Genomic DNA, 24,639 nt, shown 5'->3' on the forward strand with positions numbered 1-24,639 from the left:
TGCCAATATTATCAGTACTAGGACCGTTTTATTGTTGGTCCGGCAGACGTAATGCATTTGCGGAAGTTTGCGCTTGATCTAAAAATTCATCTGCTCGGGTCAATTGCTGCCGGGCTTTTTCCAACGCTTGTGAATTGGTTGCATTAGATTCATTTAACGAGCTTATTGCCTGATTTAGAGCCGTCTGCACCTCAGAAACTGCATTAGATGCATGCTGCTCCAGTGTATTTCCACTCGAGTTAAGGGCACCTTCTGCCGGTTTTCTTGCATTTTCGGTGGCTAGATCAATTTTGTTTTTATTGGGCACAGTGAGTCCTCCTCCCTATTTCAAAATCATTTAAAACAGAAATAAGTATCGGATTAAGATTTTGATTATATTCCTGCAATGGTATGGGAATATTCGGATCTTCCTCTTCCGCAATCCATTTTAGTATAAGTTCCGATTCGTTGGAAAATCTAACGTTAATGAAAAAGGAGGTGATCATTTCTCCATGAACAACCCAACACTAGCGCCGCACGAATCGATGGAACTGCATGAAGCTTTAAACTTTAAAACGCTATGCATCGCTAAGTCAAAACTGATGCAAGGCCTCGTCTTTGACCAAGAGCTAAAAGCTTTAATGCAAAAAGACGTCACTCAGTCCATACAACAGATCGCCGAGCTGCAAGCCATTTACGCGAGAGCTCCTTTCCAAGCGCCTGTTCCGAGTAGTCCGACACCTATAACACATTAAGGGGAGCTCAAATGAATACCGATTATTTAGACCCGATTAACTCATTAAATATGCCGGAAATGGCAGATATGACTTTTGCCATGGACTTCCTTATTCGTGCCAAGGAAGGTGTGCGTAATTTGTCCATCGCTCTGACGGAAACGGCTTCACCAGATGTAAGAGCCCTGCTGCACACTCAGCTTAAACAAGGGATTGCAATGCACCAGGAAATCTCGGAGCTCATGATTCGCAAAAAGTGGTTCCATCCTTACGAGCTGAATGAACAGTACCAACTCGACCAGCTATCCGCGAATAATACGGTAATGATCGGGCAGATGAATCTGTTCCCGGGAGATACGTCGCGTAAAGGGATGTTTGATCGGACCCCAGATGAACATATTGGAGGACATAAAGCATGAAGGCGGTAACGTATCAAGGGGTTAAAAATGTCGTGGTCAAAGAGGTTCCGGATGCGAAGATTGAGAAACCGGACGATATGATCGTAAAGATCACCAGTACCGCCATTTGCGGTTCTGACCTTCATCTTATTCACGGGATGATCCCTAACCTTCAGGAGAACTATGTCATCGGACATGAGCCGATGGGGATCGTAGAAGAAGTAGGCCCTGGCGTGACAAACCTGAAAAAAGGCGACCGTGTAATCATCCCGTTCAACATCGCATGTGGAGAATGCTTTTATTGTAAAAATCAGCTGGAAAGCCAATGTGACAATTCCAACGAGAACGGAGATATGGGCGCATATTTCGGCTACTCGGGAACGACCGGCGGGTATTCTGGCGGGCAAGCCGAGTATTTACGGGTTCCGTTTGCCAATTTCACCCACTTCAAAATTCCAGAGAGCTGCGAACAACCGGACGAAAAGCTAAGCTTGATCGCTGATGCCATGACCACGGCATTCTGGAGCGTAGATAATGCCGGCGTAAAAAATGGAGATACGGTCATCGTTCTCGGATGCGGCCCAGTTGGACTCTTGGCCCAGAAATTCTGCTGGCTGAAAGGAGCAAAGCGGGTCATAGCCGTTGACTATGTCGATTACCGCTTGCAGCATGCGAAGCGAACGAACAACGTCGAAATCGTAAACTTCGAACAAGATCAGAACATTGGCAATACGCTCAAGGAAATGACCAAAGGCGGCGCCGATGTTGTCATTGATGCAGTAGGTATGGACGGCAAGATGAGTGATCTTGAATATTTAGCCAGCGGTTTGAAACTGCAAGGCGGCACCATGAGCGCATTTATTATTGCTTCACAGGCTGTCCGCAAAGGCGGCACCATCCAAGTCACTGGGGTATATGGTGGTCGTTATAACGGCTTCCCGCTCGGTGACATCATGCAGAGAAATGTGAATATCCGTTCTGGACAAGCTCCAGTTATTCACTATATGCCGTATATGTACGAGTTGGTTACGTCTGGCAAAGTGGACCCCGGCGACATTGTTACGCATGTCATTCCGCTCAGCGATGCCAAGCGGGGCTATGAAGTGTTCGATACAAAAACGGACAATTGTATTAAAGTCATCTTAAAGCCTTAAATATGGATAGATACTTGGGAGGATAATCCGAATGAATTCCAAATACGCATTGCATGAGGTGCTTGAGGTACATGAAATAGCTGCATTCAAGACGGTTTGCTTAACGAAATCCCAGACCATGCAAGCTCTGGTAACCGATCCGGAACTCATGCAAATTTTGCAACAAGATGTGACACTATCACAACAGCAGCTTCAGGAACTCAGTGAAGTGCTGTCCAAAGCGACTGTATAGGAGATAAAAAAATGAACCCAATATTAGAACACATGTCAGGCCTTCATACGCTTACTGATGACGTGATCGCAATGGATTTGTTGATAAACGCCAAGAGCGGAGTCAGAAATTACGCCATGGCTGTGACCGAATGTGCCACCCCCGAAATCAAGCAAATTTTGATGAAACAGCTCGATGAAGCGATAGTCTCTCACGAAAAGATATCAAATTACATGGTACAGCAAGGCTTATACCACCCTTACCATATTCCAGAGCAAATTCAGCTTGATCTGCAAAACATTCAAACGGCGATGAACATTCCGTCCTGACACCGTTTAACCAATGCCGGAGACTTCTGAGTGCATAGTGTACTGTGTCCATAATCCAGCAATGAAACAAGGGCGGATACACTCCGCCCTTGTTTCTGCTGCGTCACGATACAAAACTTAAACAAGCGTTTCGTTTCTTTTTCTTCGCCAGTTTTTCTTTGATATTCCTCGCGATTCTAACGGGCACATTCCATTTTAAAGTAACTTAATTACCTTTTCTAACTCATCCACCAATACTTTGGCAAGTTCAAAATTAGTCTCTTTTAAAGCCAATTCTATTTTCATTTCAACTGATTTTTTCTGTTGTTCAGTTTCTAAATAATCTTTATCAAAATGACTAGCATAAATCATCTGTCTAAATTCCTGCATACTCATTTTGCTAATTGTTTTATCATTAATGATTAAAACATAATCCATACCATTTACAACAGAATAAAAATCATGAGAAATCATGAGAATCGCACCTTTATAGTCTTCAATAGCTTTTTCCAGTGCAATTTGTGAGTAAGTGTCTAGATGGCTTGTCGGTTCATCAAGAAGCAACACGCCCGCTTGACTGCCAGAAACCTTAGCCAGTTGAAGCATGTTTTTTTCTCCACCAGATAATGATTCAATCTTTTGATCAAGGATTTCTCCTTCAAATCCATAATCTATAAGATGCAATCTAATCTCATCATACGTTTTAAACCCAGCATCTATGAAATCATGTAGGATGGTATTCGAATCTTTTAGCATTTCACCTTGAAGCTGAGATAAATAAGCCACATTCACATCATCATTTATTTCAATGGAAGCCTGATTGTTTTTATAGATTTCACGGAGTAAAGTGGTTTTCCCGGTACCATTCGGACCGATCAGGGCTACTTTATCTGTTGATTTGATCTCGAAATTCACATTTTCCAAGAGCAGCTCGTCAAAGGAAACGCTATAATTATTGACTTTCACGACAACAGTGTCTTCGATTTCCTTATCGATACCAAAACGGATATTTGGCTGCTTAATATCGACAAATGGCTCTTTTATTCGACGTGCTTCCAATCTCTCTTGAAACTTGACTCTGGCTTTTAACGCTCTGCCTCTGGAGGCTTCCGAATTATACGTGGCGATCTCTCTGAGATTGTCGATGATATGATCGTATCTCTCGATCTCTTCAGCTTCAGCAACCGCGATTTCTTGCAGCTCGATCTTAGTCTGAAGCAGCGAGAAGTTGTACTCGATATATCGCCCGTCAAACTCTTGGATCTCCGTGTTTTCAAGGTGAATAATTTTGTTGAAACAATGATTCAGTAGATAACGGTTGTGTGTAACAACCAGCAGCATTCCCTTGTGGGAATTTATTAATTTTTTAAGTGAATTTAGGTTTTCAAAGTCCAAAAATACATCGGGTTCATCCATAATCAATAAGTCTGGACGATTGAGCATTTCCTTCATCACTTGAATAAGTTTAAATTCCCCACCACTCACGTCGGATATATTGAGATCTTTGAGTTTCATGAGGTTGGCCAGGTTTAGCTGCTTATTAATGGTGTTTTCGAAATTGTCCCCATCCATCGCTTCGAATGCATCCAAAGCCAATTGAACCTTCTCCATCAGCGAATCCATGTCAGACGTGGTAGACATCTCCGCATACAGAGCTGTGATTTCATCCTGTATCTTAATAAATTCTTCGCCGATATATTCAAATACGGTTGTTTCTTTCGTTTTGTCGACTTGCGGGAACTGACTGACATACCCTATTTTGCATTCCGGGTCTATCTCTAACTTGCCCTCGAACAAATATCTTTCCGGATCTATCAGTATATCGACGAGTGTACTTTTCCCACTGCCACTTGTTCCTATAAAAGCACAATGCTGTGCCTCTTCTAACGTAAATGAAATGTTGTTATATAGTTCTTTTTGCGGAAATGAGAAGGATAAGTTTTCAACTTTTATCATCGTGTTACCTTTCTTTATAACCTTAATGGTGACTATTATTAAATAAATTATTGAACACAGACTTTCAGAGTAACACTGTTTACCAACTAGATCAATCTATTTAATGATGTTCAGGAGTTGTTTTTAATGGTATTTTTGCATAGTGTAAAGCAAGACACTTAGACGTATAAGCTCTGATTTAATTTTACATTAGACCTACGCTTAGGATAAAACAAAAAGACTCCGGCTCTCGAAGAGGAAGTCTTCAGAAATTTTACCCTTTAACTAAAATGGGAGGGATAATACGATAGACACTTTATCCCTTAGTGCATCATTTCTATATGGTATTCATAAAAAGCTAATTTTATCTGTTTTCCCCAGTTAGGTTTTTAAAATGTAATGACAATTTTACCTACAGCATGATGTGTTTCACTCAAAGCATGTGCATCATAAATCCCCTGTCTGCTAAACGGGAATGTTGCCCCTACTATGGATTTCATCTTTTTGTCTTCCATCAGATCAGCTATTTTCTGCAATTGATCACCGTCTGGCTGCAGCCAAATCCCCTTTGCTAATACGTGGTGAGACTTAGCCATATCATGGTCGGGTTGACCAACAATAGTAATCAGTCTTCCGGTATTGGGTTTAAGCACTTTATAGCTGTTCTCAGCTACTACTCCACCCATCGTGTCAAATACTAAATCGATCTCTTTTAGAATCTCTTCAAATTTTTCCTTTTTGTAATCAATGACTTGATCCGCACCCAGTGAATAGAGAAGTTCATGGTTTTTTTCACTTGCTGTTGTAACAACGTGAGCGCCGGCATACTTTGCTAATTGAATGGCATACATCCCTACACCACCTGCACCAGCATGGATAAGTACAGTCTCACCTTCTTTTAGATGGCCATGTGTAAACAAAGCCTGCCAAGCCGTCAAACCTGCTAAAGGTACAGCCGCTGCCTCCTTATATGAGATGGAATCTGGTATTTTTGCCAGTAGGTGCTCATCAACGGCTGTATATTCAGCATATGTCCCGAAACGAGTGGTTTCAGGACGACTGAATACCCGGTCCCCTACGTTCCACTTCGAAACGTTTGAACCTATTTCAGAAATAACTCCAGCTGCATCCCAACCTAAGATAATAGGGAATTCCCAATCAAACATTTGCTTTAAGTAACCTTCTCTTAATTTCCAATCAATTGGATTAATCGATGTAGCCTCTAGTTTTACAACCACTTGATTAGCTTCTGCCCTTGGTTTATCCACTTCCTGCTCAACTAACACATCTTTGCTTCCATATTGATTAATCACAATTGCTTTCATTTTTTGAACACTCCTCTAAGCTAATAGCATTTTACGTGCAATCCCCGATTATCGATTTATATCTCGTCACTGCATTTTCATAAATTTGGTCATAACTTATGTTTCAACAACTAATACAAAGTTATACCAATAATCCATTTGAATTTTTACTAACTGCCTTTAATCATTCTAAAAACAAGATTACAAACGAAAAAATACCTGCCCCCTCCCGGGCAGGTATTAAAGGTGAATCGTATGAATGGCTTACCAATGTCGATCACTAAATATCAGTCCAGAAGACTGTAGATCTGAATGCTCTCCACCTTGGCATCCTTGATATGAAACGACATCACATCCACATAATTGGACGGCTCGTAACGGAAGTCATCCTCTTCATCTGGAGCTCCATCACCTAGCAGTTTCCCCTCAGGGTAGGCGTTTTTGAGTGTATCCAGGCTGTCTCCTGCTTTAATGTTTCGTACTGTTGCATACTTAGGATCTGTTATCTCGATATGAAAGATGGAGTCTTGTTTCCCCTCCGGTATACTGATTGTTTTAATTTCCAGACCAGGATACGTATATACCTTTTCTGTAAAACCGATTAACGTATCCATGTTGGTTCCATCGTCGGCAGTGTACGTATGGGATTTCAGATTATCCGGTTTGCCGAGCATCTGTTCCATCTGTTCTTCATTCGCTGTGTCCGAAATCGCGATGGTGTGCTCATTATAGACAAAAGCAAGCTCCTTCAGCACCACATTGCCTTCCTTCTCCATCGAACCTTCCTTAATCGCTTCACCACTCTGTTCTTCGGAATTTTCAGAAGGTGGTGCTGTGGAATTCGATGCTTCTTCACCTTTGCTTTGTTCATTTGCTGTGTTCTGTCCGGTAGCTGGAGATGTAGCATCACTGGACTGACAGCCCGTTAATGCCCCCGTTAGTAAAGCACCTAGTACGATAAAACCTGCTGCTTTCTTGGTTAACTTCATCATGATCCCTCCATAAATGTGTGATTTGTTCTTATGAAGTGATTATAAAAAAAGCATTTGTTAGTCTCATAACAGAAATGTACCAATCTTGTAACGTTACCTAATTAGGCTTGGGTTTAGAATGCGGTCTACACACGAGGCAGAACAATCGTAACAGTCGTTCCTTCCCCGATCTGACTTTCCATGTCGATATATCCATTAAAGCGCTCTACAATCTCCTTGCAAATCGAAAGTCCAAGACCTGAACCGTTCGCTGTACTTGCATTTTTTGCTCGGTAAAAGCGTTCCTGCACTCTCTCCAGTTCATCGCTCGCGATCCCGATACCTTGATCACGTATCCGAATAACGACCTCGTTTGGCGTATGTTCCATCTCTACATTAATCTGTGAGTGATTGCCTGAGTATTTGATAGCGTTGTCCACAAGGTTGGCAATCGCATGGGACATTAACATTGGATTGATGTTGGCGTAAACTCTTGTTGTATCCTCATCATCCGGTTTTTCCTGTGCTTTACTAACCATAATCTTGATCCCTTTATCCTGGGCCTTCGCTTCCATATTCATTGCGACTTGCTGAATCAGTTCGTTCATTTCCGTTTTCTCGGCTTCCAGTTCGTTAGAACCAGCCTTGTCGAAGCGGGATAACAGCAACAGTTCATTAATCAAGCGTGTAAGTCGATCCGACTCCTGCAGCAGGTGACCGTAGATTTTTTGCAGTTCCTTGTTCTCATTCTCCCCTTCAACCAAGTATTGAGAGAAACCACGAATGGCTGCCAAGGGTGTTTTTAACTCGTGAGATACGTTGGAGACAAATTGTTTCTGGTACTGAATGTAATCATGCAGCTGACGCCCCATGGAATCCAGCCCATCTGCCAGCATGCCCATCTCATCCTTCCGGTTAAGATGAACTCTCCGAAACTCTTGTCTCGAGAAACTTTGCACTGCGCCAAGCAGCACCTTAATCGGCTTGGTTGTGTTGCGGGCAATCCACAGACTGGCTAACGTAATTAGCACAATGAATCCGCCTGCACCCACAAACAGGATATAACGGATTTGGTCCATAATCGCATAAAAGTACGAAATGTCGTCCACGAACTCATACACATAAGCATTTTCGTAAAATTGATTCTGAATGGGAGTTGCAAAATAAAGCAGGTGATCTTCCGTTACTGTGTAGGCATAACTGCCGCTCAGGGCTTTCTCAATATTTTTGTCAAAAATAAGCGGTTTGCCATCATTAATGATGATGCCATCCACAGCCAAGCCCAGCAATTGCTTGGAGCTGTCGTAGATACGCACTTCTTTGCCTGATGCTTTCAGCTTCTCCAGAGCAAGTCTGACGATTTCCTGAGTCTGTGGCTCTCCTGTAGATGATCTATGCTGTGCCAACACCTCACGGAAGGACAACTCGGACAGATCCGCCTTCTCCATCATCTGTTTTTCAATGGTAATGAAGCTGTAATAATCAATGGCTTTATTCACCGCAAAAATGATGATGCCAAAGGACAGTACGGAGAAAAATAAAAAATTCAGCAGTAACCGGGTTGCATACTTCAGGCCTCGCCACCTCCAAGTTGATAGCCGAATCCATAGATCGTCCTGACATACTTCGGTTCGTCCGCGTTATCCTCCAGCTTCTTCCGCAATCGCATGATGGTCATATCCACACTGCGACTGTCTCCCATGAAGTCATATCCCCATCCGATCTGCAGCAGCTCATCCCGGGTAAAGATTTTGTCCGGCCTTCTGAGTAACGTTTCCAGAATTTTAAACTCTTTGGCTGTTAAAGACACGGGCACACTGTTCTTCAGCACCCTTCGGCTTTCCAGATCAAATGTAAGCTCTTCATGAATGATGCGTGTAGATTTCACCTCAGTACCTTCACTGGATTCCTCCTTGCTCTCGTTTCTTCTCAGAATCACCTTGATCCGAGCGAGCAATTCACGATTGTCAAAGGGTTTGGTCATGTAATCCTCCGCCCCCAGCTCAAGTCCGAGCACCTTGTCGATAACCTCATTTTTGGCAGAGAGCATGATCACTGGAACGGCGCGTTTGCCGGTGATTTCCTTGCATAGGTCATATCCGGAGCAGTCAGGCAGCATCAAGTCAAGCACCACTAAATCGGGTTGAAAAGATTCGAGCAAATGCAGGCCAGTTTTGCCATCCTCTGCGGTCTGCACATCGTAGTTTTCTCGCCTTAGCACCAGCTCAATTAAATCTCGAATTGCAATTTCATCATCAATGACTAGGATTTTCTTCATTGTACACCCCTATGTAGCCTTATTCTCCAGCTTCAATTATATTTAACCCAATCTTAGCACAGACACTTTAGGTTCCTCCACCAACTGGAAGATGAGGTATATTCCACTGAGCCCAACATAACTTGTAATAAACCCGAAGAAAGGAGAACAACTCAATGGATCTGCTCTGGGTACTCATTGTTGGTGGACTTATTGGCTGGTTAAGCGGCAACTTGATTGGGCGTGACGTACCGGGCGGTGTACTTGGGAATATCATTGCGGGTTTTATCGGTTCCTGGTTAGGAACAGAATTGCTGGGACCAAGGGGTCCAGTGATTGGCGGATTTCATATTATTCCGGCCATCGTTGGCTCGATTATTGCCCTGCTCATCTTCTTCGCTCTGGCACGCGGCGGAGCCTTCCGAAGACGTTAACGAAGTGAAGCGGAAACCGATACCGTCGTTTATTAGAATTGTATTAAGATGCTGCCACGGCATGGTAGGTAAAGGATAAACACAAAAGGACCGAAAGCATTCATCGATGCAAGATGAACACTTACGGTCCTTTTTTGTACTGAACTATCCCTTCTTCAGCGCAGCGATCTGGTGTGCTACACTTTCGGCTAATGTTGCATCGGCCTCGAATAAATAGCCTAACACAATCGTCTGTATCTCATGAGAAACTGCCGATAAATCATGAGCGAGGTTCTGAACAAGATGATCCTGTTGAACTCCTGTTAGAGACTGGTAGAATTGTCCCGCTTGGGTGAAATTATCAGTCTTCGGAATATCGGATCGAACGAGCCGGCCAGCTACATAACGCCCTTCTCCGCTCGTTACCTGATCCGTCGGTGACCAGTTGGCTTGATGGTTAATCGGAATTTTGCGAAACTCCGATCCAAGGCGATGGCGCTGTGAATCCCAATAAATATTACTGCGGCCTTGCAGCATTTTATCATCGGACAGCTCAGCACCATCCAGAAGGTTGGACGGGGAGAATGCCAGCTTCTCGATCTGCTCCTTATAATTCGTAGGGTTCTTATCCAAGACGAGTCGGCCAACGGGCAGAAGCGGGAATTGACGCACATCCCAGACTTTCGTGTCATCCAACGGATCGAACGGCAGCATTGCCTCATCCTGTGGGTTCATCAACTGCACATACAGCCCATACTGGACGGGTGTACCTTGTGCAATCGTGTCATATAAATCTTTACCCGAATAATCGGGGTTCTCGCTAGCCAATCGAGCCGCTTCTTCCGCATCGATATATTGCTCTCCAGCTAATGGAATCCAGCGATATTTGACGTAGAAGCGTTCGTTCTTTGCATTTTTCCATACATAGGTGTTAACACTGTGTCCTGGCGTATGGCGGAGGCTCTTGATCGTCCCTTCGTCCGAGTACAGTCGTACAACGAAATGGGTTGCCTCTGGTGCTCTAGCAATGAACCCCCAGAATCGATTCGGATCAATGAGATTGTTAACGGGTGATGGCAGGAAAGCATGAATTGACTCAGGAAACCGGATCGGGTCTCGTACGAGAAACACGGGGATATGATTACAGAGCAGGTCGAAAACGCCTTGCTCGGTATAAAATTTCGTCGAAAATCCACGCACGTTGCGGGATGTATCGGGTGTTCCTTTGTTGCTGACCGCAAGTGAGAAACGAACGGTAACGGCAACCTGTTGCCCTGGCTTTTGCAAGAAGCACAGGTTCGTATAATCGGCCATCGAGTGTAGGGTTTCAAAATACCCCAATGCTCCGAATCCCTTTACGTGGACCGGGCGCTCTAAAATTTTTTCGTGGACAAAGGTTTCGAGTGTTTCATGCAGCAGACTGTCCTGCTCCAGAATCGGCCCCCGTTCCCCTACTGTCTGTGAATGGTGTTCTGGCGACTGCTTGGCATGCCACTCGGATTGCACATTGCCTCCCTTCCTGCTTCGACTGTTTCCCTGATTATTAGCATTGTTAACGTCCATTGGTCCGCCCCCTATACCTACATTCTCGGGGATATATATGCATGGCTAGGTACTCAATATGACAGCATGTCATATTCGGAAGCTGTATCTAGAACCTACAACGAACATCTACTGGGACAATCCTTGGTTTGAAACTTCGATGCGTTTTTTTAATAACAGACCTGTGACAGGATTATTCTCGCTGAACGTCCAGACTACTGAAAAATCGTTCAACAAAAACATCACCATATATTTTCTTCATATGTACTGTGTTAAAAATATATTGATTCATATGCTCAAGATTGCGCAGACTGCGTACCAATATTTTCCGTTCATCGTCAGATAGATTAGGGTCATTTTCAATCTTCGTCATCGCATTTTTCACACGTGAGGACACCTGTTCAACATACAGATGATTTTTGGATTTTGGCGGAATACATTGCGTCAGGTCACAGTTCACGAAACGAACACCTTCAAGGATGCAGTTTTCAAAATTGGCGATTAGCTTTTGTTTGCCATTTCCCTCAAACGTAATATCAATCAGCTTGCCGGTAAAGGAACAATTAACGATATTCGCCGCTTGTAAAATCCGGTCATTGAATCTGCACTTAACAAAAGTACAGTCGATGAAGGTTGCATTCTCCAATGTCATGCCTCTCATATCGCAGGAGGAAAACTCACAATTGGTGAAAACAGCTTCGCCCTTGGCAATGCCAACTGAGCGCAAGTCGGAACGAATAAATGTACAATGATCAATCATAGTATCCGCAAAAAATCTCGCATTGTTAAGATCGCAGGTATCAAACACAAGTTGATTCAAATTACAGTTCCAAAAAATAGGTGAACCAACATTCGAGTTTTTTATAGTCGTTCCGCTTATCTTTACGTGCTCATACCTGACAATATCAGAAAATAATTCGTTATCTATGGACATACCAGACTCGAGTCTTCTCATCCTTCGCACCCTTACATTTTTCCCTTCAGAATCTCTTATCATTAAAAATACACTATACTTTCAAATGCTGCTTCTAAAAGTGATGATTCCCTCTTAGATTTTTCAAGATATATCTATGTAACTAAAACCCAATATTCTAATTCCACCATCTCAGTTTAACAGGCAATTATAGATAATATATTATTCTGGCAGGATCAAAACAAACCGAAGGGTGTTTCAACACAAGGCGGTTTGTTTTATTTTATCAACAGCTGGCTTTCCGAAATATTACTTGCTGGACTAGTACATACTAAGGAAAAGTTGGATGAAGCTTACATAACGGGGGTCTCTTCATGGTATTTACAATCACAATTATCATCGTAGCACTATTTGCGATATGGGGAGCCGTCGCTCCTGATCAGCTGGCTGATGCGGCTAACGTAGCCTACAACTTCTCTATTCAGAATTTTGGCTGGTTTTATTTGCTAGCAACACTGTTCTTCCTAATTTTCGCTTTCTATCTGGCATTCAGCCGATTTGGCAATATCAGGCTGGGGGATGACGATGATGAACCGGAATATTCTACGGTTTCCTGGCTGTCCATGCTGTTTAGCGCTGGTATGGGCATTGGGCTGGTTTTCTGGGGAGTTGCTGAACCGCTATCCCACTATTTATCCGCACCGGAAGGAGCGGTACCCGAAACAACACAAGCCGCCAGACTTTCAATGCGTTATTCCTTTTTCCACTGGGGGCTACATCCCTGGGCTATCTATACCGTCATCGGTTTAGCGCTCGCTTATTTCCAGTTTCGGAAAGGTTACAAGGGGCTGATTAGTTCTACCTTTATTCCTTTGATCGGTGAACGTCTAGCTGCAGGCTGGCTTGGCAAGATCATTGATATTCTGGCCGTCATTTCCACCATTTTCGGTGTTGCGACCTCGCTTGGTTTGGGTGCACTTCAGATCGGTGGGGGGCTGAATTACTTATTCAGCATTCCCAACTCAACGCTGTCCCAGGTTGTCATCATCGCCATTGTAACGGTATTGTTTTTAATCTCGGCTACTTCCGGTCTGGATAAAGGTATTAAGATGTTGAGCAACACCAACCTCGTTATAGCTTTGCTATTAATGCTGTTTGTTCTGGTGACTGGGCCGACTTCTTTTATATTTGACACATTCACGACCACCTTGGGCAGTTACCTGCAGAATATTATTAACATGAGTTTAAGACTGACACCGTTCTCCAGAGAAACCTGGATTGGAACCTGGACGCTATTTTACTGGGCATGGTGGATCTCGTGGGCTCCTTTTGTTGGCACGTTTATCGCAAGGGTATCCAAAGGAAGAACCATTAAGGAATTTGTAATTTACGTCATGGTTATTCCAAGCCTATTCGGATTTATCTGGTTCTCCGTCTTTGGGGGAACAGGACTTCAGTTGGAATTGTTCAATGCCGCTCATCTGGCAGAAGCCGTCAAAGAAGACACAACGACCGCTCTATTCCTTATGCTGGAGCAGCTGCCTCTAGGCACGATTACTGCCTTCGTTGCTACTCTTCTGATCATGATCTTCTTTATTACGTCGGCCGATTCGGCTACCTTTGTCCTGGGCATGCTGACGTCAGATGGCAAGTTGGACCCGAGTACAAGAGTAAAATTAACCTGGGGAATCTTGCAGTCCGCCATCGCGGTAGTCCTGCTGATCAGCGGGGGATTGAATGGCCTCCAGACGGCCTCCATTGTGGCCGCCCTGCCGTTCGCTGTTGTCCTTATCGGCATGTGTGTCTCCCTGCTTAAAGCTTTGCAGGCTGAGGACAGAGAACGCCGTCAGAAGGAAAAACGACAGCGCCAAAAACTGAAACGATTACTGGAGGAACAGGAACTCGCAAAATGAAGTTTCCTAGAGCTAATGTATACTTGATCTCTATAGAGAAGGCACCTGCTTTTAGGCGGGTGCCTTTTTATGAGACTTTAACGTATTTTTTCAACAAATATATTCGCTCCATTAACCTTAATATGACTGTTTATTAATTTCTCCAAATGGGTGTAAACCATTTTCCAGTAAAATACAATTAGACGAGATAAAGCAAGGTCATGTATGGTGATTACATAACAACAAATTTTGAGGAGTACTTTCACACTATGATCAATCGATTCGTTAGTCTATTTTCCATTCCTTCGTATGCTTTACTCTTTATCTGTATGGCATTGCAGGGAATGGGCATTTCGCTCAGCACCCCCTTTTTATCTATTTACTTCACGGAAAGGCTTGGCGTATCTATTGGCATGTTTGGTCTTTATCTAGCCGTTACACTAATTGCAGGAATATGGATCAGCACGCTAATCGGGAGACGTTCCGACCTCGGCTTAAATCGAAAGAGCGTTTATCTTTTCTCTACTCTCTCTAATGCCCTGGCCTTTAGTGGATACTTGTTCATTCAGGATTTTCCGATTTTGTTCATTTACATGACTGTGTTTACTGCCCTTGGTGCACCAGGGATGCCCCAGTTGTTTGCAATTTCCAGAGAAGCAGTGATCAAGAGTCATTTTACGGAGCGTGCGTTTGCTAATTCTACCTTACGTTCTGCTTTCTCACTCGGCTTTATTACAGGTCCTTTAATCGGAACATTATTGCTCGCTGCTGTTGGATTTAAGGGGATCTTTTTAGGTACGATCGGTGCTTTCCTACTTGTTGCTCTGCTTGTTTTCCTGTTTCTCAAAACAAACACAGAAATACAGAGCAATCATGCTGAAGTGAAAATAAAAAGTTTCCGGCTGGCTCAAAACCGAGATATTTTAATTCCTTTTCTAATTCTGATACTCATGTATACCGCTCATTGGATGAGCAGCATAAACACGGCTCTCTTTATTACAAACAATCTCGGGGGAACGACAAGCGATGTCGGTTTAGTCAGCAGTATATGTGCTGCGCTGGAAATTCCTTTTATGATTGTACTCGGTCTACTTAGTGCAAAATATAGTAATCGAATCTTGGTGTTATGTGGAGCTATTTTCGGAGGAGCTTATTATTTCGTTATTCTCATTTCAAACGCGATGTGGCAAATGCTTGCAGCACAAATTTTGCTCGCTGTTTTTGTCGCCGTCATTTCTGCGATTGGTATTAGCTACATACAGGACCTGCTGCCCAGAATGCCAGGATATGCTTCCACGCTATATTCCAATTCATCCACAATAGGCAGACTGCTTGGCAGTCTTGTTGGTGGCGGAGTAGCCAGCATTGTGGGTTACCGATACTCATTTATCTTCTGCTTTATCCTTATCATCGCTGCTGTGATTATGCTTACGGTAAGTGGACGACAGCCTGCAGATGAACCGCAAATTTCAACCTAACTACGCCGATTCAACGGGATAATATAGATATTTGGGATTTTCTACGTGTGGGTCATAGCATCTTATTCTAAACGGCAAAAGCAGCTGATCACTTTGATTAGCTGCTTTTGTTCAGCTATTAAGTAATCGTTTACTGTTAGTTTATTAGAGTAACCAGCTGGTGTTCCCCTAACATAGAAAGACCGCCATTAAAGGCGGTTTTAAAGTTAATCAGTTCTGCCCAACAATAAGTCCTGGGATATGGAGAATCTGTGATGATTCGCTGTAAGCCTTGATTTTATGCACCATTAGGTATTCATTCTGTTAAAGCTAGAGTCACTCACCTAAATTAGAGCGTCTCAGCCAACTTCTGAATCTTGGAGTGGGAAATCAAATATATAGGACCCAATGTTTCTATTTTGCCGTTCTTTACACGTATAGCGCTCTCCTGTTCTGCGGCATAAACATCAATGTTTTCAGACAAGGGGAACAAGTAACCTTCAACAAACTTGGCGTAGTTGCGTTTAGAATGAGACTCATAGGCAAAATGATTAAAACCAATACCATCATATACAGTGCTTATTTCAACTTCATGGTCAGACTCTATCAAGCTTAACCATCTTGCAGCCATGTTTAACGCACCTGCACTGGCACCCATTATAACGGCATTGCTGTTCTTAATAACATCTGATAATTCATACTCCACCAAGAAATCCTTCTGAAAAACAGGATCTCCACCGCATAAAAAAATGACAGAAGCTTCTTGAATAAGTCGATGGGCATCATCCTTCTGCATGCGGTAATCAATCAAATGATATTCATCAAAAATAATATTAGCCTGATTAAACCAGGTCCTTTCATAAACATTGTCAATGTTGCCTTGATCTTCTTTATTACCAGACGCGCTAATCATAACAAGCGATTTTCTGTCTGTTAGATCCTCATGCAACCATTTAACCAGCTTCTCTGGAAAAAAATTATTAAACCAACTGAAATAATAGTGAGTCTTCAAACTTAAATACCTCCATATGTACTATTAGCATTCATTCACAAAAAATATTTTTCATAAACCCAACTCTATATTACCATAACTTGGAACATAAATTTTCCTCGTGAAATTATGAATTAGCAAACAAATGGGAGATATTTTACTTACCAGTGTAAAATCAACTGTAAATAGTAAAAGACTTGGGCAGTTTTCACCCAAGCCTTACTTCATTTCTTTTTTATAAGGATTCTTGCAGTTCTTTAATCTCTGAATGCAAATTTAGCGTGTTGAGGATGATCTGAAGAGCTTCTGTCCGAGTAGACTTACCTTTAGGACCACCCCCCCGATTTCCTTACCTTCAATGATACCAATCTCAGCAGCTTTTTTAATCTCGTTAGCTGTATAGGATACTTTCTCTACACTTTTTAAAAACGATCTGGAAGGTTGGTCAAAGGTTTGCTGATTAATGCTGATGGTGGTGATCAAGCTCTAAAAGAAAGGGACACTTTGTTCTGACGACTACATCGAGTTTTAGTTCACCACCCGATAGCCGCACCATCGCAGCGGGGGTCTGTGCCCCCGAGCAGGAAACCATTGTCATCGATCATAATGGCATGCGCATGTCCCATGACTCTAGCAAAATCTTCAACTGTGTGTACCGCGTGTCCGGCCAGCTGTAAACGCTGCTGCACTTCTGCCGCGATCCGTCCCTCCACTCTCAATTCTTGCGTCGCCTCTCCCCATGTTCTTCCCCACACCCAGCGGGGTTCACGTACAGCGGTCTGGGGAGTCATGCCATAATCCACCATGCGGGTCAGCAGCGCGGTCTGTGTCTGCGGTTGACCTTCTCCTCCCTGGGTACCGTACAAAATATACGGCTTCCCATCGCGACAAGCCATCGCCGGCATCAGCGTATGAAAGGTTCTTTTGTCCGGTTCCAGCCTGTTCACATGCGACGGATCTAGCGAGAAGAACGAGCCTCGGTTCTGCAGCAATATACCGGTGTCTCCCCCAACCACAGCCGAGCCGAACTCAAAATAGAGACTTTGGATAAATGACACGGCATTGCCCTCACTGTCTACTACCGCAGCATATGCCGTATCATGGCCTACCGGCTGGGTATCCATCGGCAGAGCTCGCTCCATATCGATGCAGGCTGCCAGCTTCGCAGCATAAGATTTGGATAGCAGCCGGTCCAGAGGAATGGAGGAAAATTGTGGGTCTGTCAAATAACGATCGCGGTCACGGAAGCTCAGCTTCAGCGCCTCCACGAGCAGGTGATAGTATTCATAGGAACCATGCTCAATACTCTCCAAATCAAACTGTTCTAGAATTTGAAGCGCCATTATACCGGTAAAGCCCTGTGAATTTGGCGGGACCTGATAAAGATCAAGCCCTCGGTAACTCCCTTTGATCGGCTCCACCCATTCACCTCTGTGTCTCGCAAAGTCCTCCATTGTCAGCAGACCGCCCTGCTCCTTAAGTGAGCGAACAATCTCCTGACCAACACTGCCTGAATAAAATACGTCCCGACCCTGATCCGCAATCTGGAGCAGGCTGCTTCCCAAAGCAGACTGCACAAAGCGGCTGCCTTGCTCCGGGACCTTGCCTCCAGGCAGATAGATGGCGGCAGTCTGTGGATAAGATGCCAGCACATCGAAACGCTCAGCCGTATTGACATGCTGGTCCGGCGACAGCGGGAAGCCTTCCAGCGCATAGCGGATCGCGGGCTCAAGCACTTCTGCCAGCGTCTTCGAGCCATATTCCTGTAATATGGCATCCCAGCCGTCCACCATCCCCGGCACGGTAATGACGCTTCGGGGTCCCCGCTGCGGGATGGCTGACTCGCCGGCAAAGCAGCTGGCGGTAATCCCGCTGCCCGAACGTCCACTCGCGTTATATGCCCTGACTCTTCTCTCTTCGCTGCTATAGGTTAACCAGAAAGAATCGCCTCCCAGTCCCGTCATATGGGGGTATACGACGGCAAGACAGGCGCTCACTGCCACGGCAGCATCAAAAGCGTTACCTCCCTGCTGTAAAATACGTGATCCTGCCGCGCTGGCCAAAGAATGAGGACTGACTACCATCGTCTGTGTGCCTGTGACTTGAGGAACCATCTTGCCACCTTCTTTCTCTTCTATGTTCAACTGAGGGTCATTCCTGTTTGTTGCTAATCGTGTTACTCATTCAGACGCGAATGACTGAGCTGTATGCAAAGCAGACTGCCATCTGCCGGAGGCATACACCCAGCGACTCATTTTTGTACCTGATAGCAGCTGCGTGACATCCGAAGCATCCGTGACAACAAAGTTGCAGTCATGCCCTTCTTCTATTCCATACTCGTCGCGGCCTGTGATTTCAGCTGGTATATCCGTGATCATCCGCAGCAGCTGTACTAAATCCCGTTCACTGCCCATGTGGGCAGCATATGATGTGATTTGGGCGATCTGTATCAGATCCCCGCGGCCGAACGGATGGAACGGGTCTTGAATATTGTCGGAGGCCGCAGCAAGCGGAATGCCTTCTGCAAGCAGCTCGCGAATGCGTGTTGTGCCCCGTCTTACCAGGCCGCGATCTTCCCGTCCCTGAAGATACAGGTTCACCGCAGGGAGCGTTACCGCGTTCAGACCGGCTTCCTTCATCTTCGCCATCACATGCTGTGCATCTTTTTCCGTCATTGCAGACAACGAGCACAGATGATCTGCCGTCACTCTGCCCTGATAACCGTAGCGAATCGTATGCTCTGCAATGCTAAGCACGGTTTTTTTTTCGGGATGATCACTTTCATCTGCATGCAGATCAATGGGTACGCCGAAACGTTCCGCTAACCGAAAAATTCTGCCAATCTCTCTTTCAGAGTCATCTGCCAGATGAGGGGCTCCCCCCAGTACATCAATTCCCATCCGCAGTGCTTCCTCGATGGCCTCATCCGCAGCTTCATGATTGCCGCGGAACGGAACCATTAGCGCATATTGGATAGCCATACGGCCCTTCAACTTCTCCCGTACTTCCAAGGCTGCCTCGATCGTCCGAAAGGCCACCTCTCTCCCCAAATGAACAGGGAAGTCAAGGTGGCTCCTTATGGTCGTGGTCCCGTAGCTTAGTGCCATTCTGGCGGCAGTCAGCATGCGTTCCGCTAGCTGCTCCTTGCTGAATGTCTGTACAGCCTGGCTGTAATTAAGAATGGCTTCATGAAGTGTGCCGGATCGGTTCGATACCTGCGAGAGCGAGAAGGCCTTATCCAGATGCATATGACAGTCAACCAGGCCAGGCAGCATCATGCCGCCCTGCAGATCGATGCAATCCGCGTCTGAGAGCCGTTTCAGATCCGAACCGGCCTGATGCGGGACCATCAGACGGGAAGCACCGCTTTCCCGTGCATCAAGGAAACGATCTTGAAGGCGGATACTAACCCATTTTCCAACCTCCGCCTTTAGTTCATATAGACAGAGGTCTTCCCGGTGCGGAAGGCGTACATTAATGAAACGCAGCCCTGCACTCATTGTGCGGTAGCCAGCGCCTGAAGCACGGCCAGATCCTCCTCGTCAAGCTCGGTGGATGGACCCGCTTTGATCATATCCGAGAACATTTCGTCCGGTAGCATGGTCGTCAGACAATACAGACGTGTGCTGCCCGTGTTAATAATATCGTGATGGTTGCCCGGTGGAATGATAATGAATGAGCCTTGGCGGATCGGAGTCTCATACTCGCTGCCAACTTTGGCTAGCCCCTCCCCTTTTAACACATAAAAATATTCATAAGCCTCCCGGTGTTCATTGGATGGAGTTCTGCCTCCAACCTCGAAAATCTCCACAAATGAAGTGAAAGGAACCTGCTCCCTGTCGCACAGCAGGATGAACTTATTCGTATCCTGTGCGGAAATTTTGTGGACGGGACAATTCTCAAAGTTACCAGCAACCAGACCTGGAATGTTCACCATATACATTCAACCTCACTTTGATTTTTTTAGTTTATGCATCGCTTTTTATCTTTTTACCGGCAGCCTCAAACAGGATATGTCCTGTTCTGTACTGCGAACAGCCGTGGTGGCAATCTTCAACCCACCTGTTCCCGTGCTGTTCTTCTCGTCCCTAACACCGTTCGGATGCCGGGCGAATAACGGGAAGGCGCTGCCTGTCAACTCAAGCCGGACATACGAGCCAGCCGGAAGAGTGGCCGCCAAGGGACGCAGCCGGATCTGTGCTGTTCTCCATTCATTGGAAGCATCTGCTCCTTCACTGCAGATTTCCGTGCGACCCACACTCAGCAGCCGGGCCGTCCCTTGCTCGGATACGGTGGTAAGGATGGCCACCAGATCCGTCGGACCTCCCAATGTTTGGTACTGAACGGATAACTCCGGGGACCCAAAAATCGGGATATCCTCTGCAAGCGGTCCTCCCGTATATACCAGAATCTCTTGCCGTTCCTGAATGACAGCTCGGTCGGACGGCAGGTAGGAGTCCAGACGCATCGGCAGACGTGAGTCGTACACGAATACATCCGGCACAGCCTCCTCCACATCTTCCTTATGCTTTTCCAGTCTCCCCCCTCCTGCCGCACCGTTCGCCGGGGTCTGTGACCCAGACAGATAAAACCATTCGGACGGAGAGGCCCCATCCTCAAATAGAGAAGGCAGCTGTTCCGCCGTATGCCATTCATGACTCAATTGGTCAAAATATCGGATAGGCAGTTCACCAGACAGTTCCATGTCTTCCTTGCCCTTCAGCCAATAATCAAACCAGCGCAGCTGCTCCAGATGATGACCACCATCTGCCTGCTCACCATGATCGATTCCGCCCGCTCTGCGCCCCCATGGAATGTGAGCCCACGGGCCGACAACGAGCCGATGAAAGCAATCCGGCGTGGCCGTAGCTTGCAGCGCTTCAAACGATTGTAACGTACCCATGAGGAAACCGTCATACCATCCCCCAATATGAAGCGCCGGCACGGGTTCCTTTACGATATCGTTGATCCAGTTCATCTGCTCCCAGTACTCATCGTACGCTTGATGATCGATCCAATCATAAAATGCGGGAAAGTATTGCTCCAGAATTGGATGTCTTTCATTCAATGGCATTTTCCAAAGCATCTCATCGGGGCTGCGCATGAGTCGTGAGCATTGCTCTGCCGTTTCGAAGTCACCCGCTCTTTGTGCCGTGTCACGAGCCAGCTGGAAAGCCCACGGCAGATGGTTGCCAAGTGCGAACGAGCCATGCGGATAAAATAAGCCATGATACATGTCTGCCGGACACATGCTCGGTGCAATCGCCTGGAGCGCAGGGGGGTGAAGGGAAGCTGCTGCCCATTGTGTTAGACCTTGATAAGAGAAACCGTACATGCCTATTTTTCCGGTCGAGCCGGACAGACCGGCTGCCCACTTGATGGTATCAAAACCGTCCTCTGCTTCTTGAACAAACGGATTAAATTCGCCTTCCGACTCTCCCCGCCCCCTGACGTCCTGAATTACTACGATATATCCCTTACTTGCATACCAGACGGGGTGGGCATGCGTAACGGTAGAAGCAATCGACCGTCCGTAGGGCTGGCGCATCAGCAGTACAGGATATTCTCCTGTCTCGTCCGGCAGGTATATATCTGAATACAACGTTATGCCGTCGCGCATTGTGCAAGGGACCTTTCGCCGGATGACCACATTTCCAAATTTCATGCAACTCGCTCCTTTGCTGTAGATACGGATTGACTATTAAAATCCGCATGGCACGTTAACTTCTGCAGGTTGCGCCATTCTTCCATCATCCGTTGATCAGACACCGCTAACAGCCGAACGCTTTAATTTCTCCTGATTCAAAATGCCCTTCGGGTCGTTGCGGTGTTTGATTTCCCATAAACGATCATGCGCGTAGGATCGCCCGCCCTCCTTCAAATCCCAAGTGTGCGGATTATTTACTCTAACCCGGTTTTCCTCGTAACGTTCCATTAGCCGGTTCAGGTTTTCCTCCGTTGTGAACGGAACCAGCGGCAGGCCAGAGATCAGCAAATTTCCGTTTTGGCGAGCAAACTCGATGTGATTCATCACTTCTGGATATTCCTTTTTCATAGAGGAGATTTGCTCAAGGGCACAGGATGGATCAAAATTCAGCTGTAGATAGGTTAAGCCGGGGTCTGCCTTGCGCGCCCACAAAGTCGTATGATTCCATGTGAAATCGGAGACACCAACACCTTTGTGATACTGTTCGGCAGAAACCTTCATAGCCAAGTGACCTCCATACTCCGATAGGATACGTTCAAGCTGGGATTCGTTGGCCGTATCCACTTCCAGTAATGCGACAGCACGGTCAGCGGGGAGATCAAGCGGAAGAAAATAGGATGGTACAGGCCATTCATGGATGGAGATTAGCCGTTTCACCAAGGAAGTGTCCTCAGCAACCGACTGCCCGAAGCGAAAAGCCTGTTCAAAACCGTCAAAGGTTACGGCCCACTGCATCCATTCCACTCGGGGAGCCAGATTGATTTCCACTTCGGACAAAATGCCGATGGTACCGTAAGTATGCAGGTAAGGCAGCACTTCGTCTCCCTGGAGTTCAATGGTACGGGGATGAACCTCAACGGTCTTGATTTTTAGCGAACGTACCAGCCCATCCCAGATCGTCCCCCAGCTGATCGAACCGATGCCGCCAAAACCGCCGCATAAAAACCCGCCGATCGTCGCGGATTGAAAGGTGGAAGGCATCGTACGCAGCTCGTAACCTGCCTTGCGGGCAGTGGATTCCATTTTGCCGAGTCTGGCCCCGGCCTGGATCCGCATCGTGCCTTCTCCCATTTCGAGCACCTTGTTGTATTTGGCCAGATTCAGGACGATTCCGCCTGTGACCGGAACACATTGACCATAGTTGCCGGTGCCGTTCCCCCTGATGGTCAGCGGAACTCCCAGCTCTGCTGCTATGGAGAGCAGATCGTCAAGTTCTTCCTCGGTGCGCGGACTGGCGATGCACTCGGCGACCTTACCCTGCAGCTGACTGGCCAGCACAGGAGAGAAGTGATGATAATCCATCGAATATTTGGCAAGCGCCGCCTCCTCCCAGTGCAGCAATTCCGGATCCATGCGTTCTTTCAATACGGCTATCCAATGTTCATTCATTCGGTTCCCCTCCCGTATTTGTAAAACTGATCTCCATAGGAATCTCTTAGGATTTCGGCAAGAATTCATCCGTAAACACTTTGCTGATATCAGGCTCCTCTTTCAATGCTCCAATCTCCTTAAGCTGCTTTCCGAGCTCCGTCCAGCGTTCCTCTGTCATGTAGCCAACACCATGTGTCGCCGCATCACCTTCATATACAAACGGGATAAGTGCTTCTGCGGCATAGTTCAGCTTTTCTTTCGTAAAATCAGGGTTTTCCTTTAAAATGACGTCATTCACGGTATCATAATTGGTCTTGTAATAATCCCAGCCCTTCATCGAAGCCTCGACATAACCGCGCACAATATCAGGATGATCCTGAATATACTGCTCCGTTGTGAACAGCACATTGGAATACGGGTTATAACCGGCGTCTGCCAGTAGCAGGAAATTAATATCCACATTCTGCTGCTTCATCTCGTACGGCTCACTGGTTACATAGCCCTGAATCGCAACCGTATCATCAGCTACAAAAGGAGCCAGAGAACCGGTATATGCCAATTCCTTCACGTTACCCAATTGGTATTTACTCTTCACAAAGTCCCAAAAGACCGAGCCTGTCCCCACGTATACGGAGCGGTTGTTCAAATCGGCCAGGGAGGACATGTTCTGATTGGCATGAACCATAAGCCCCTGCGGGCTTTTCTGGAATATCGTCGCAATCGCTACAAGAGGGATTCCTTCTTCACGAGCGACCAGCAATTGATCCGCTGTAGCCAGTCCGAACTGCGCCTTGCCTGAAGCCACGATCTGTGTTGGAGACACCTGCGGCCCACCTGCCTGGATGGTCATATCGAGACCAGCCTCATTGTAATATCCTTGTTCCTTTGCCGCATACAGACCCCCGTGCTCTGCTTGTGCAAACCAGTTTGTCACCTGTGTAATTGCCGTGAGTTCCTCGCTTCCCCCCGTAGCAGCGGCATTCTCAGCAGTTGGCTGTTTCCCGCAAGCCGCCAGTAATGTGGATAAGGAAATCATTGCTGCGAGTAATACGACAGTTCCCTTTTGTCTGTACTTGTTCATCTCATTACCACTCCCCAAGGA

23 protein-coding genes are annotated in these 24,639 nt (G+C 45.9%); 8 read left to right on the plus strand and 15 right to left on the minus strand.

The genetic code is table 11. The annotated features are described in order from the left end of the window. Positions 1–28: 28 nt before the first annotated feature. Positions 29–307, minus strand: coding sequence for a hypothetical protein (locus tag F4V51_RS15375; protein ID WP_153978672.1), 279 nt, complete (start codon positions 305–307; stop codon positions 29–31). A gap of 184 nt (positions 308–491) precedes the next feature. Here F4V51_RS15375 and F4V51_RS15380 point away from each other — a divergent pair, with 184 nt between their 5' ends. Genes F4V51_RS15380 through F4V51_RS15400 form a run of 5 tightly spaced genes read left to right on the plus strand, consistent with a single transcriptional unit; the run spans position 492 to position 2,805 of the window. Next, complete coding sequence (locus F4V51_RS15380) at positions 492–734, plus strand: spore gernimation protein GerQ (protein WP_153978673.1); 243 nt, start codon at positions 492–494, stop codon at positions 732–734. An 11-nt stretch (positions 735–745) separates the two neighbouring features. Then, positions 746–1,132, plus strand: a complete 387-nt coding sequence (locus F4V51_RS15385) for a spore coat protein (RefSeq protein ID WP_095357838.1) — start codon at positions 746–748, stop codon at positions 1,130–1,132. Next, on the plus strand, positions 1,129–2,265 hold the full coding sequence (locus tag F4V51_RS15390) for a zinc-dependent alcohol dehydrogenase (RefSeq protein WP_153978674.1): 1,137 nt from the start codon (positions 1,129–1,131) through the stop codon (positions 2,263–2,265). Before F4V51_RS15385 ends, F4V51_RS15390 begins: the two co-directional genes overlap by 4 nt. A 31-nt stretch (positions 2,266–2,296) precedes the next feature. Then, positions 2,297–2,497, plus strand: coding sequence for a hypothetical protein (locus tag F4V51_RS15395; RefSeq protein ID WP_153978675.1), 201 nt, complete (start codon positions 2,297–2,299; stop codon positions 2,495–2,497). Positions 2,498–2,508: 11 nt separating this feature from the next. After that, positions 2,509–2,805 (plus strand): spore coat protein, encoded by a 297-nt coding sequence (locus F4V51_RS15400; RefSeq protein WP_153978676.1) that lies wholly within the window; start codon positions 2,509–2,511, stop codon positions 2,803–2,805. A 195-nt stretch (positions 2,806–3,000) separates the two neighbouring features. Here F4V51_RS15400 and F4V51_RS15405 read toward each other — a convergent pair whose 3' ends face one another. From F4V51_RS15405 to F4V51_RS15425, 5 genes are all read right to left on the minus strand, one after another. Then, positions 3,001–4,740, minus strand: coding sequence for an ABC-F family ATP-binding cassette domain-containing protein (locus F4V51_RS15405; protein ID WP_153978677.1), 1,740 nt, complete (start codon positions 4,738–4,740; stop codon positions 3,001–3,003). 368 nt (positions 4,741–5,108) lie between these two features. Further along, positions 5,109–6,044, minus strand: a complete 936-nt coding sequence (locus F4V51_RS15410) for an NADP-dependent oxidoreductase (RefSeq protein WP_153978678.1) — start codon at positions 6,042–6,044, stop codon at positions 5,109–5,111. Positions 6,045–6,310: 266 nt separating this feature from the next. Beyond that, positions 6,311–7,015 (minus strand): hypothetical protein, encoded by a 705-nt coding sequence (locus F4V51_RS15415; RefSeq protein WP_236146562.1) that lies wholly within the window; start codon positions 7,013–7,015, stop codon positions 6,311–6,313. A gap of 125 nt (positions 7,016–7,140) precedes the next feature. Beyond that, on the minus strand, positions 7,141–8,493 hold the full coding sequence (locus F4V51_RS15420; RefSeq protein WP_236146563.1) for a sensor histidine kinase: 1,353 nt from the start codon (positions 8,491–8,493) through the stop codon (positions 7,141–7,143). A gap of 71 nt (positions 8,494–8,564) precedes the next feature. Further along, a complete protein-coding gene (locus tag F4V51_RS15425; RefSeq protein ID WP_153978680.1) occupies positions 8,565–9,272 on the minus strand; it encodes a response regulator transcription factor in 708 nt (235 codons plus the stop codon). 155 nt (positions 9,273–9,427) lie between these two features. Between F4V51_RS15425 and F4V51_RS15430 the strand changes: the two genes are divergently transcribed. Beyond that, positions 9,428–9,685, plus strand: a complete 258-nt coding sequence (locus tag F4V51_RS15430; protein WP_024630063.1) for a GlsB/YeaQ/YmgE family stress response membrane protein — start codon at positions 9,428–9,430, stop codon at positions 9,683–9,685. A 144-nt stretch (positions 9,686–9,829) separates the two neighbouring features. On the opposite strand, the gene F4V51_RS15435 is transcribed toward F4V51_RS15430, so the two are convergent. Both F4V51_RS15435 and F4V51_RS15440 read right to left on the minus strand, forming a co-directional pair. After that, positions 9,830–11,227 (minus strand): catalase, encoded by a 1,398-nt coding sequence (locus F4V51_RS15435; protein WP_153978681.1) that lies wholly within the window; start codon positions 11,225–11,227, stop codon positions 9,830–9,832. Positions 11,228–11,399: 172 nt separating this feature from the next. After that, entirely contained in the window at positions 11,400–12,161 is a 762-nt protein-coding gene (locus F4V51_RS15440) for a pentapeptide repeat-containing protein (protein WP_153978682.1), read from the minus strand. 332 nt (positions 12,162–12,493) lie between these two features. Here F4V51_RS15440 and F4V51_RS15445 point away from each other — a divergent pair, with 332 nt between their 5' ends. Further along, positions 12,494–14,032 (plus strand): glycine betaine uptake BCCT transporter, encoded by a 1,539-nt coding sequence (locus F4V51_RS15445; RefSeq protein ID WP_153978683.1) that lies wholly within the window; start codon positions 12,494–12,496, stop codon positions 14,030–14,032. Positions 14,033–14,232: 200 nt separating this feature from the next. Beyond that, complete coding sequence (locus F4V51_RS15450) at positions 14,233–15,489, plus strand: sugar efflux transporter (RefSeq protein WP_227779470.1); 1,257 nt, start codon at positions 14,233–14,235, stop codon at positions 15,487–15,489. 328 nt (positions 15,490–15,817) lie between these two features. On the opposite strand, the gene F4V51_RS15455 is transcribed toward F4V51_RS15450, so the two are convergent. The 7 genes from F4V51_RS15455 to F4V51_RS15485 form a co-directional block, all read right to left on the minus strand. Continuing rightward, positions 15,818–16,480, minus strand: coding sequence for a Type 1 glutamine amidotransferase-like domain-containing protein (locus F4V51_RS15455; protein ID WP_153978684.1), 663 nt, complete (start codon positions 16,478–16,480; stop codon positions 15,818–15,820). A 512-nt stretch (positions 16,481–16,992) separates the two neighbouring features. Next, on the minus strand, positions 16,993–18,573 hold the full coding sequence (gene ggt / locus F4V51_RS15460; RefSeq protein ID WP_153980721.1) for a gamma-glutamyltransferase: 1,581 nt from the start codon (positions 18,571–18,573) through the stop codon (positions 16,993–16,995). A gap of 66 nt (positions 18,574–18,639) precedes the next feature. Next, positions 18,640–19,959, minus strand: coding sequence for an amidohydrolase family protein (locus tag F4V51_RS15465; RefSeq protein WP_153978685.1), 1,320 nt, complete (start codon positions 19,957–19,959; stop codon positions 18,640–18,642). Beyond that, entirely contained in the window at positions 19,956–20,396 is a 441-nt protein-coding gene (locus F4V51_RS15470) for a cupin domain-containing protein (protein ID WP_153978686.1), read from the minus strand. Before F4V51_RS15470 ends, F4V51_RS15465 begins: the two co-directional genes overlap by 4 nt. A gap of 45 nt (positions 20,397–20,441) precedes the next feature. Continuing rightward, positions 20,442–22,124 (minus strand): CocE/NonD family hydrolase, encoded by a 1,683-nt coding sequence (locus tag F4V51_RS15475; RefSeq protein WP_153978687.1) that lies wholly within the window; start codon positions 22,122–22,124, stop codon positions 20,442–20,444. A gap of 96 nt (positions 22,125–22,220) precedes the next feature. Further along, positions 22,221–23,555: an FAD-binding oxidoreductase gene (locus F4V51_RS15480; RefSeq protein WP_153978688.1), complete on the minus strand. Its 1,335-nt coding sequence runs from the start codon at positions 23,553–23,555 to the stop codon at positions 22,221–22,223. A gap of 46 nt (positions 23,556–23,601) precedes the next feature. After that, positions 23,602–24,618 carry an ABC transporter substrate-binding protein gene (locus F4V51_RS15485; RefSeq protein ID WP_153978689.1) on the minus strand — a complete coding sequence of 339 codons (1,017 nt, stop codon included), beginning with the start codon at positions 24,616–24,618 and terminating at the stop codon, positions 23,602–23,604. Positions 24,619–24,639: the final 21 nt, after the last annotated feature.

Source organism: Paenibacillus xylanilyticus (assembly GCF_009664365.1).
GTDB classification, from domain to species: Bacteria; Bacillota; Bacilli; order Paenibacillales; family Paenibacillaceae; genus Paenibacillus; species Paenibacillus xylanilyticus_A.

Coding starts and splice junctions, on each gene's coding strand:
- F4V51_RS15400 (WP_153978676.1), top strand. CDS start 2,509: ATGAACCCAATATTAGAACACATGTCAGGCCTTCATACGCTTACTGAT.
- F4V51_RS15435 (WP_153978681.1), bottom strand. CDS start 11,227: ATGGACGTTAACAATGCTAATAATCAGGGAAACAGTCGAAGCAGGAAG.
- F4V51_RS15390 (WP_153978674.1), top strand. CDS start 1,129: ATGAAGGCGGTAACGTATCAAGGGGTTAAAAATGTCGTGGTCAAAGAG.
- F4V51_RS15410 (WP_153978678.1), bottom strand. CDS start 6,044: ATGAAAGCAATTGTGATTAATCAATATGGAAGCAAAGATGTGTTAGTT.
- F4V51_RS15485 (WP_153978689.1), bottom strand. CDS start 24,618: ATGAACAAGTACAGACAAAAGGGAACTGTCGTATTACTCGCAGCAATG.
- F4V51_RS15470 (WP_153978686.1), bottom strand. CDS start 20,396: ATGGTGAACATTCCAGGTCTGGTTGCTGGTAACTTTGAGAATTGTCCC.
- F4V51_RS15450 (WP_227779470.1), top strand. CDS start 14,233: ATGTATGGTGATTACATAACAACAAATTTTGAGGAGTACTTTCACACT.
- F4V51_RS15440 (WP_153978682.1), bottom strand. CDS start 12,161: ATGAGAAGACTCGAGTCTGGTATGTCCATAGATAACGAATTATTTTCT.
- F4V51_RS15405 (WP_153978677.1), bottom strand. CDS start 4,740: ATGATAAAAGTTGAAAACTTATCCTTCTCATTTCCGCAAAAAGAACTA.
- F4V51_RS15430 (WP_024630063.1), top strand. CDS start 9,428: ATGGATCTGCTCTGGGTACTCATTGTTGGTGGACTTATTGGCTGGTTA.
- ggt (WP_153980721.1), bottom strand. CDS start 18,573: ATGGTTCCTCAAGTCACAGGCACACAGACGATGGTAGTCAGTCCTCAT.
- F4V51_RS15395 (WP_153978675.1), top strand. CDS start 2,297: ATGAATTCCAAATACGCATTGCATGAGGTGCTTGAGGTACATGAAATA.
- F4V51_RS15380 (WP_153978673.1), top strand. CDS start 492: ATGAACAACCCAACACTAGCGCCGCACGAATCGATGGAACTGCATGAA.
- F4V51_RS15415 (WP_236146562.1), bottom strand. CDS start 7,015: ATGATGAAGTTAACCAAGAAAGCAGCAGGTTTTATCGTACTAGGTGCT.
- F4V51_RS15425 (WP_153978680.1), bottom strand. CDS start 9,272: ATGAAGAAAATCCTAGTCATTGATGATGAAATTGCAATTCGAGATTTA.
- F4V51_RS15385 (WP_095357838.1), top strand. CDS start 746: ATGAATACCGATTATTTAGACCCGATTAACTCATTAAATATGCCGGAA.
- F4V51_RS15445 (WP_153978683.1), top strand. CDS start 12,494: ATGGTATTTACAATCACAATTATCATCGTAGCACTATTTGCGATATGG.
- F4V51_RS15480 (WP_153978688.1), bottom strand. CDS start 23,555: ATGAATGAACATTGGATAGCCGTATTGAAAGAACGCATGGATCCGGAA.
- F4V51_RS15465 (WP_153978685.1), bottom strand. CDS start 19,959: ATGAGTGCAGGGCTGCGTTTCATTAATGTACGCCTTCCGCACCGGGAA.
- F4V51_RS15475 (WP_153978687.1), bottom strand. CDS start 22,124: ATGAAATTTGGAAATGTGGTCATCCGGCGAAAGGTCCCTTGCACAATG.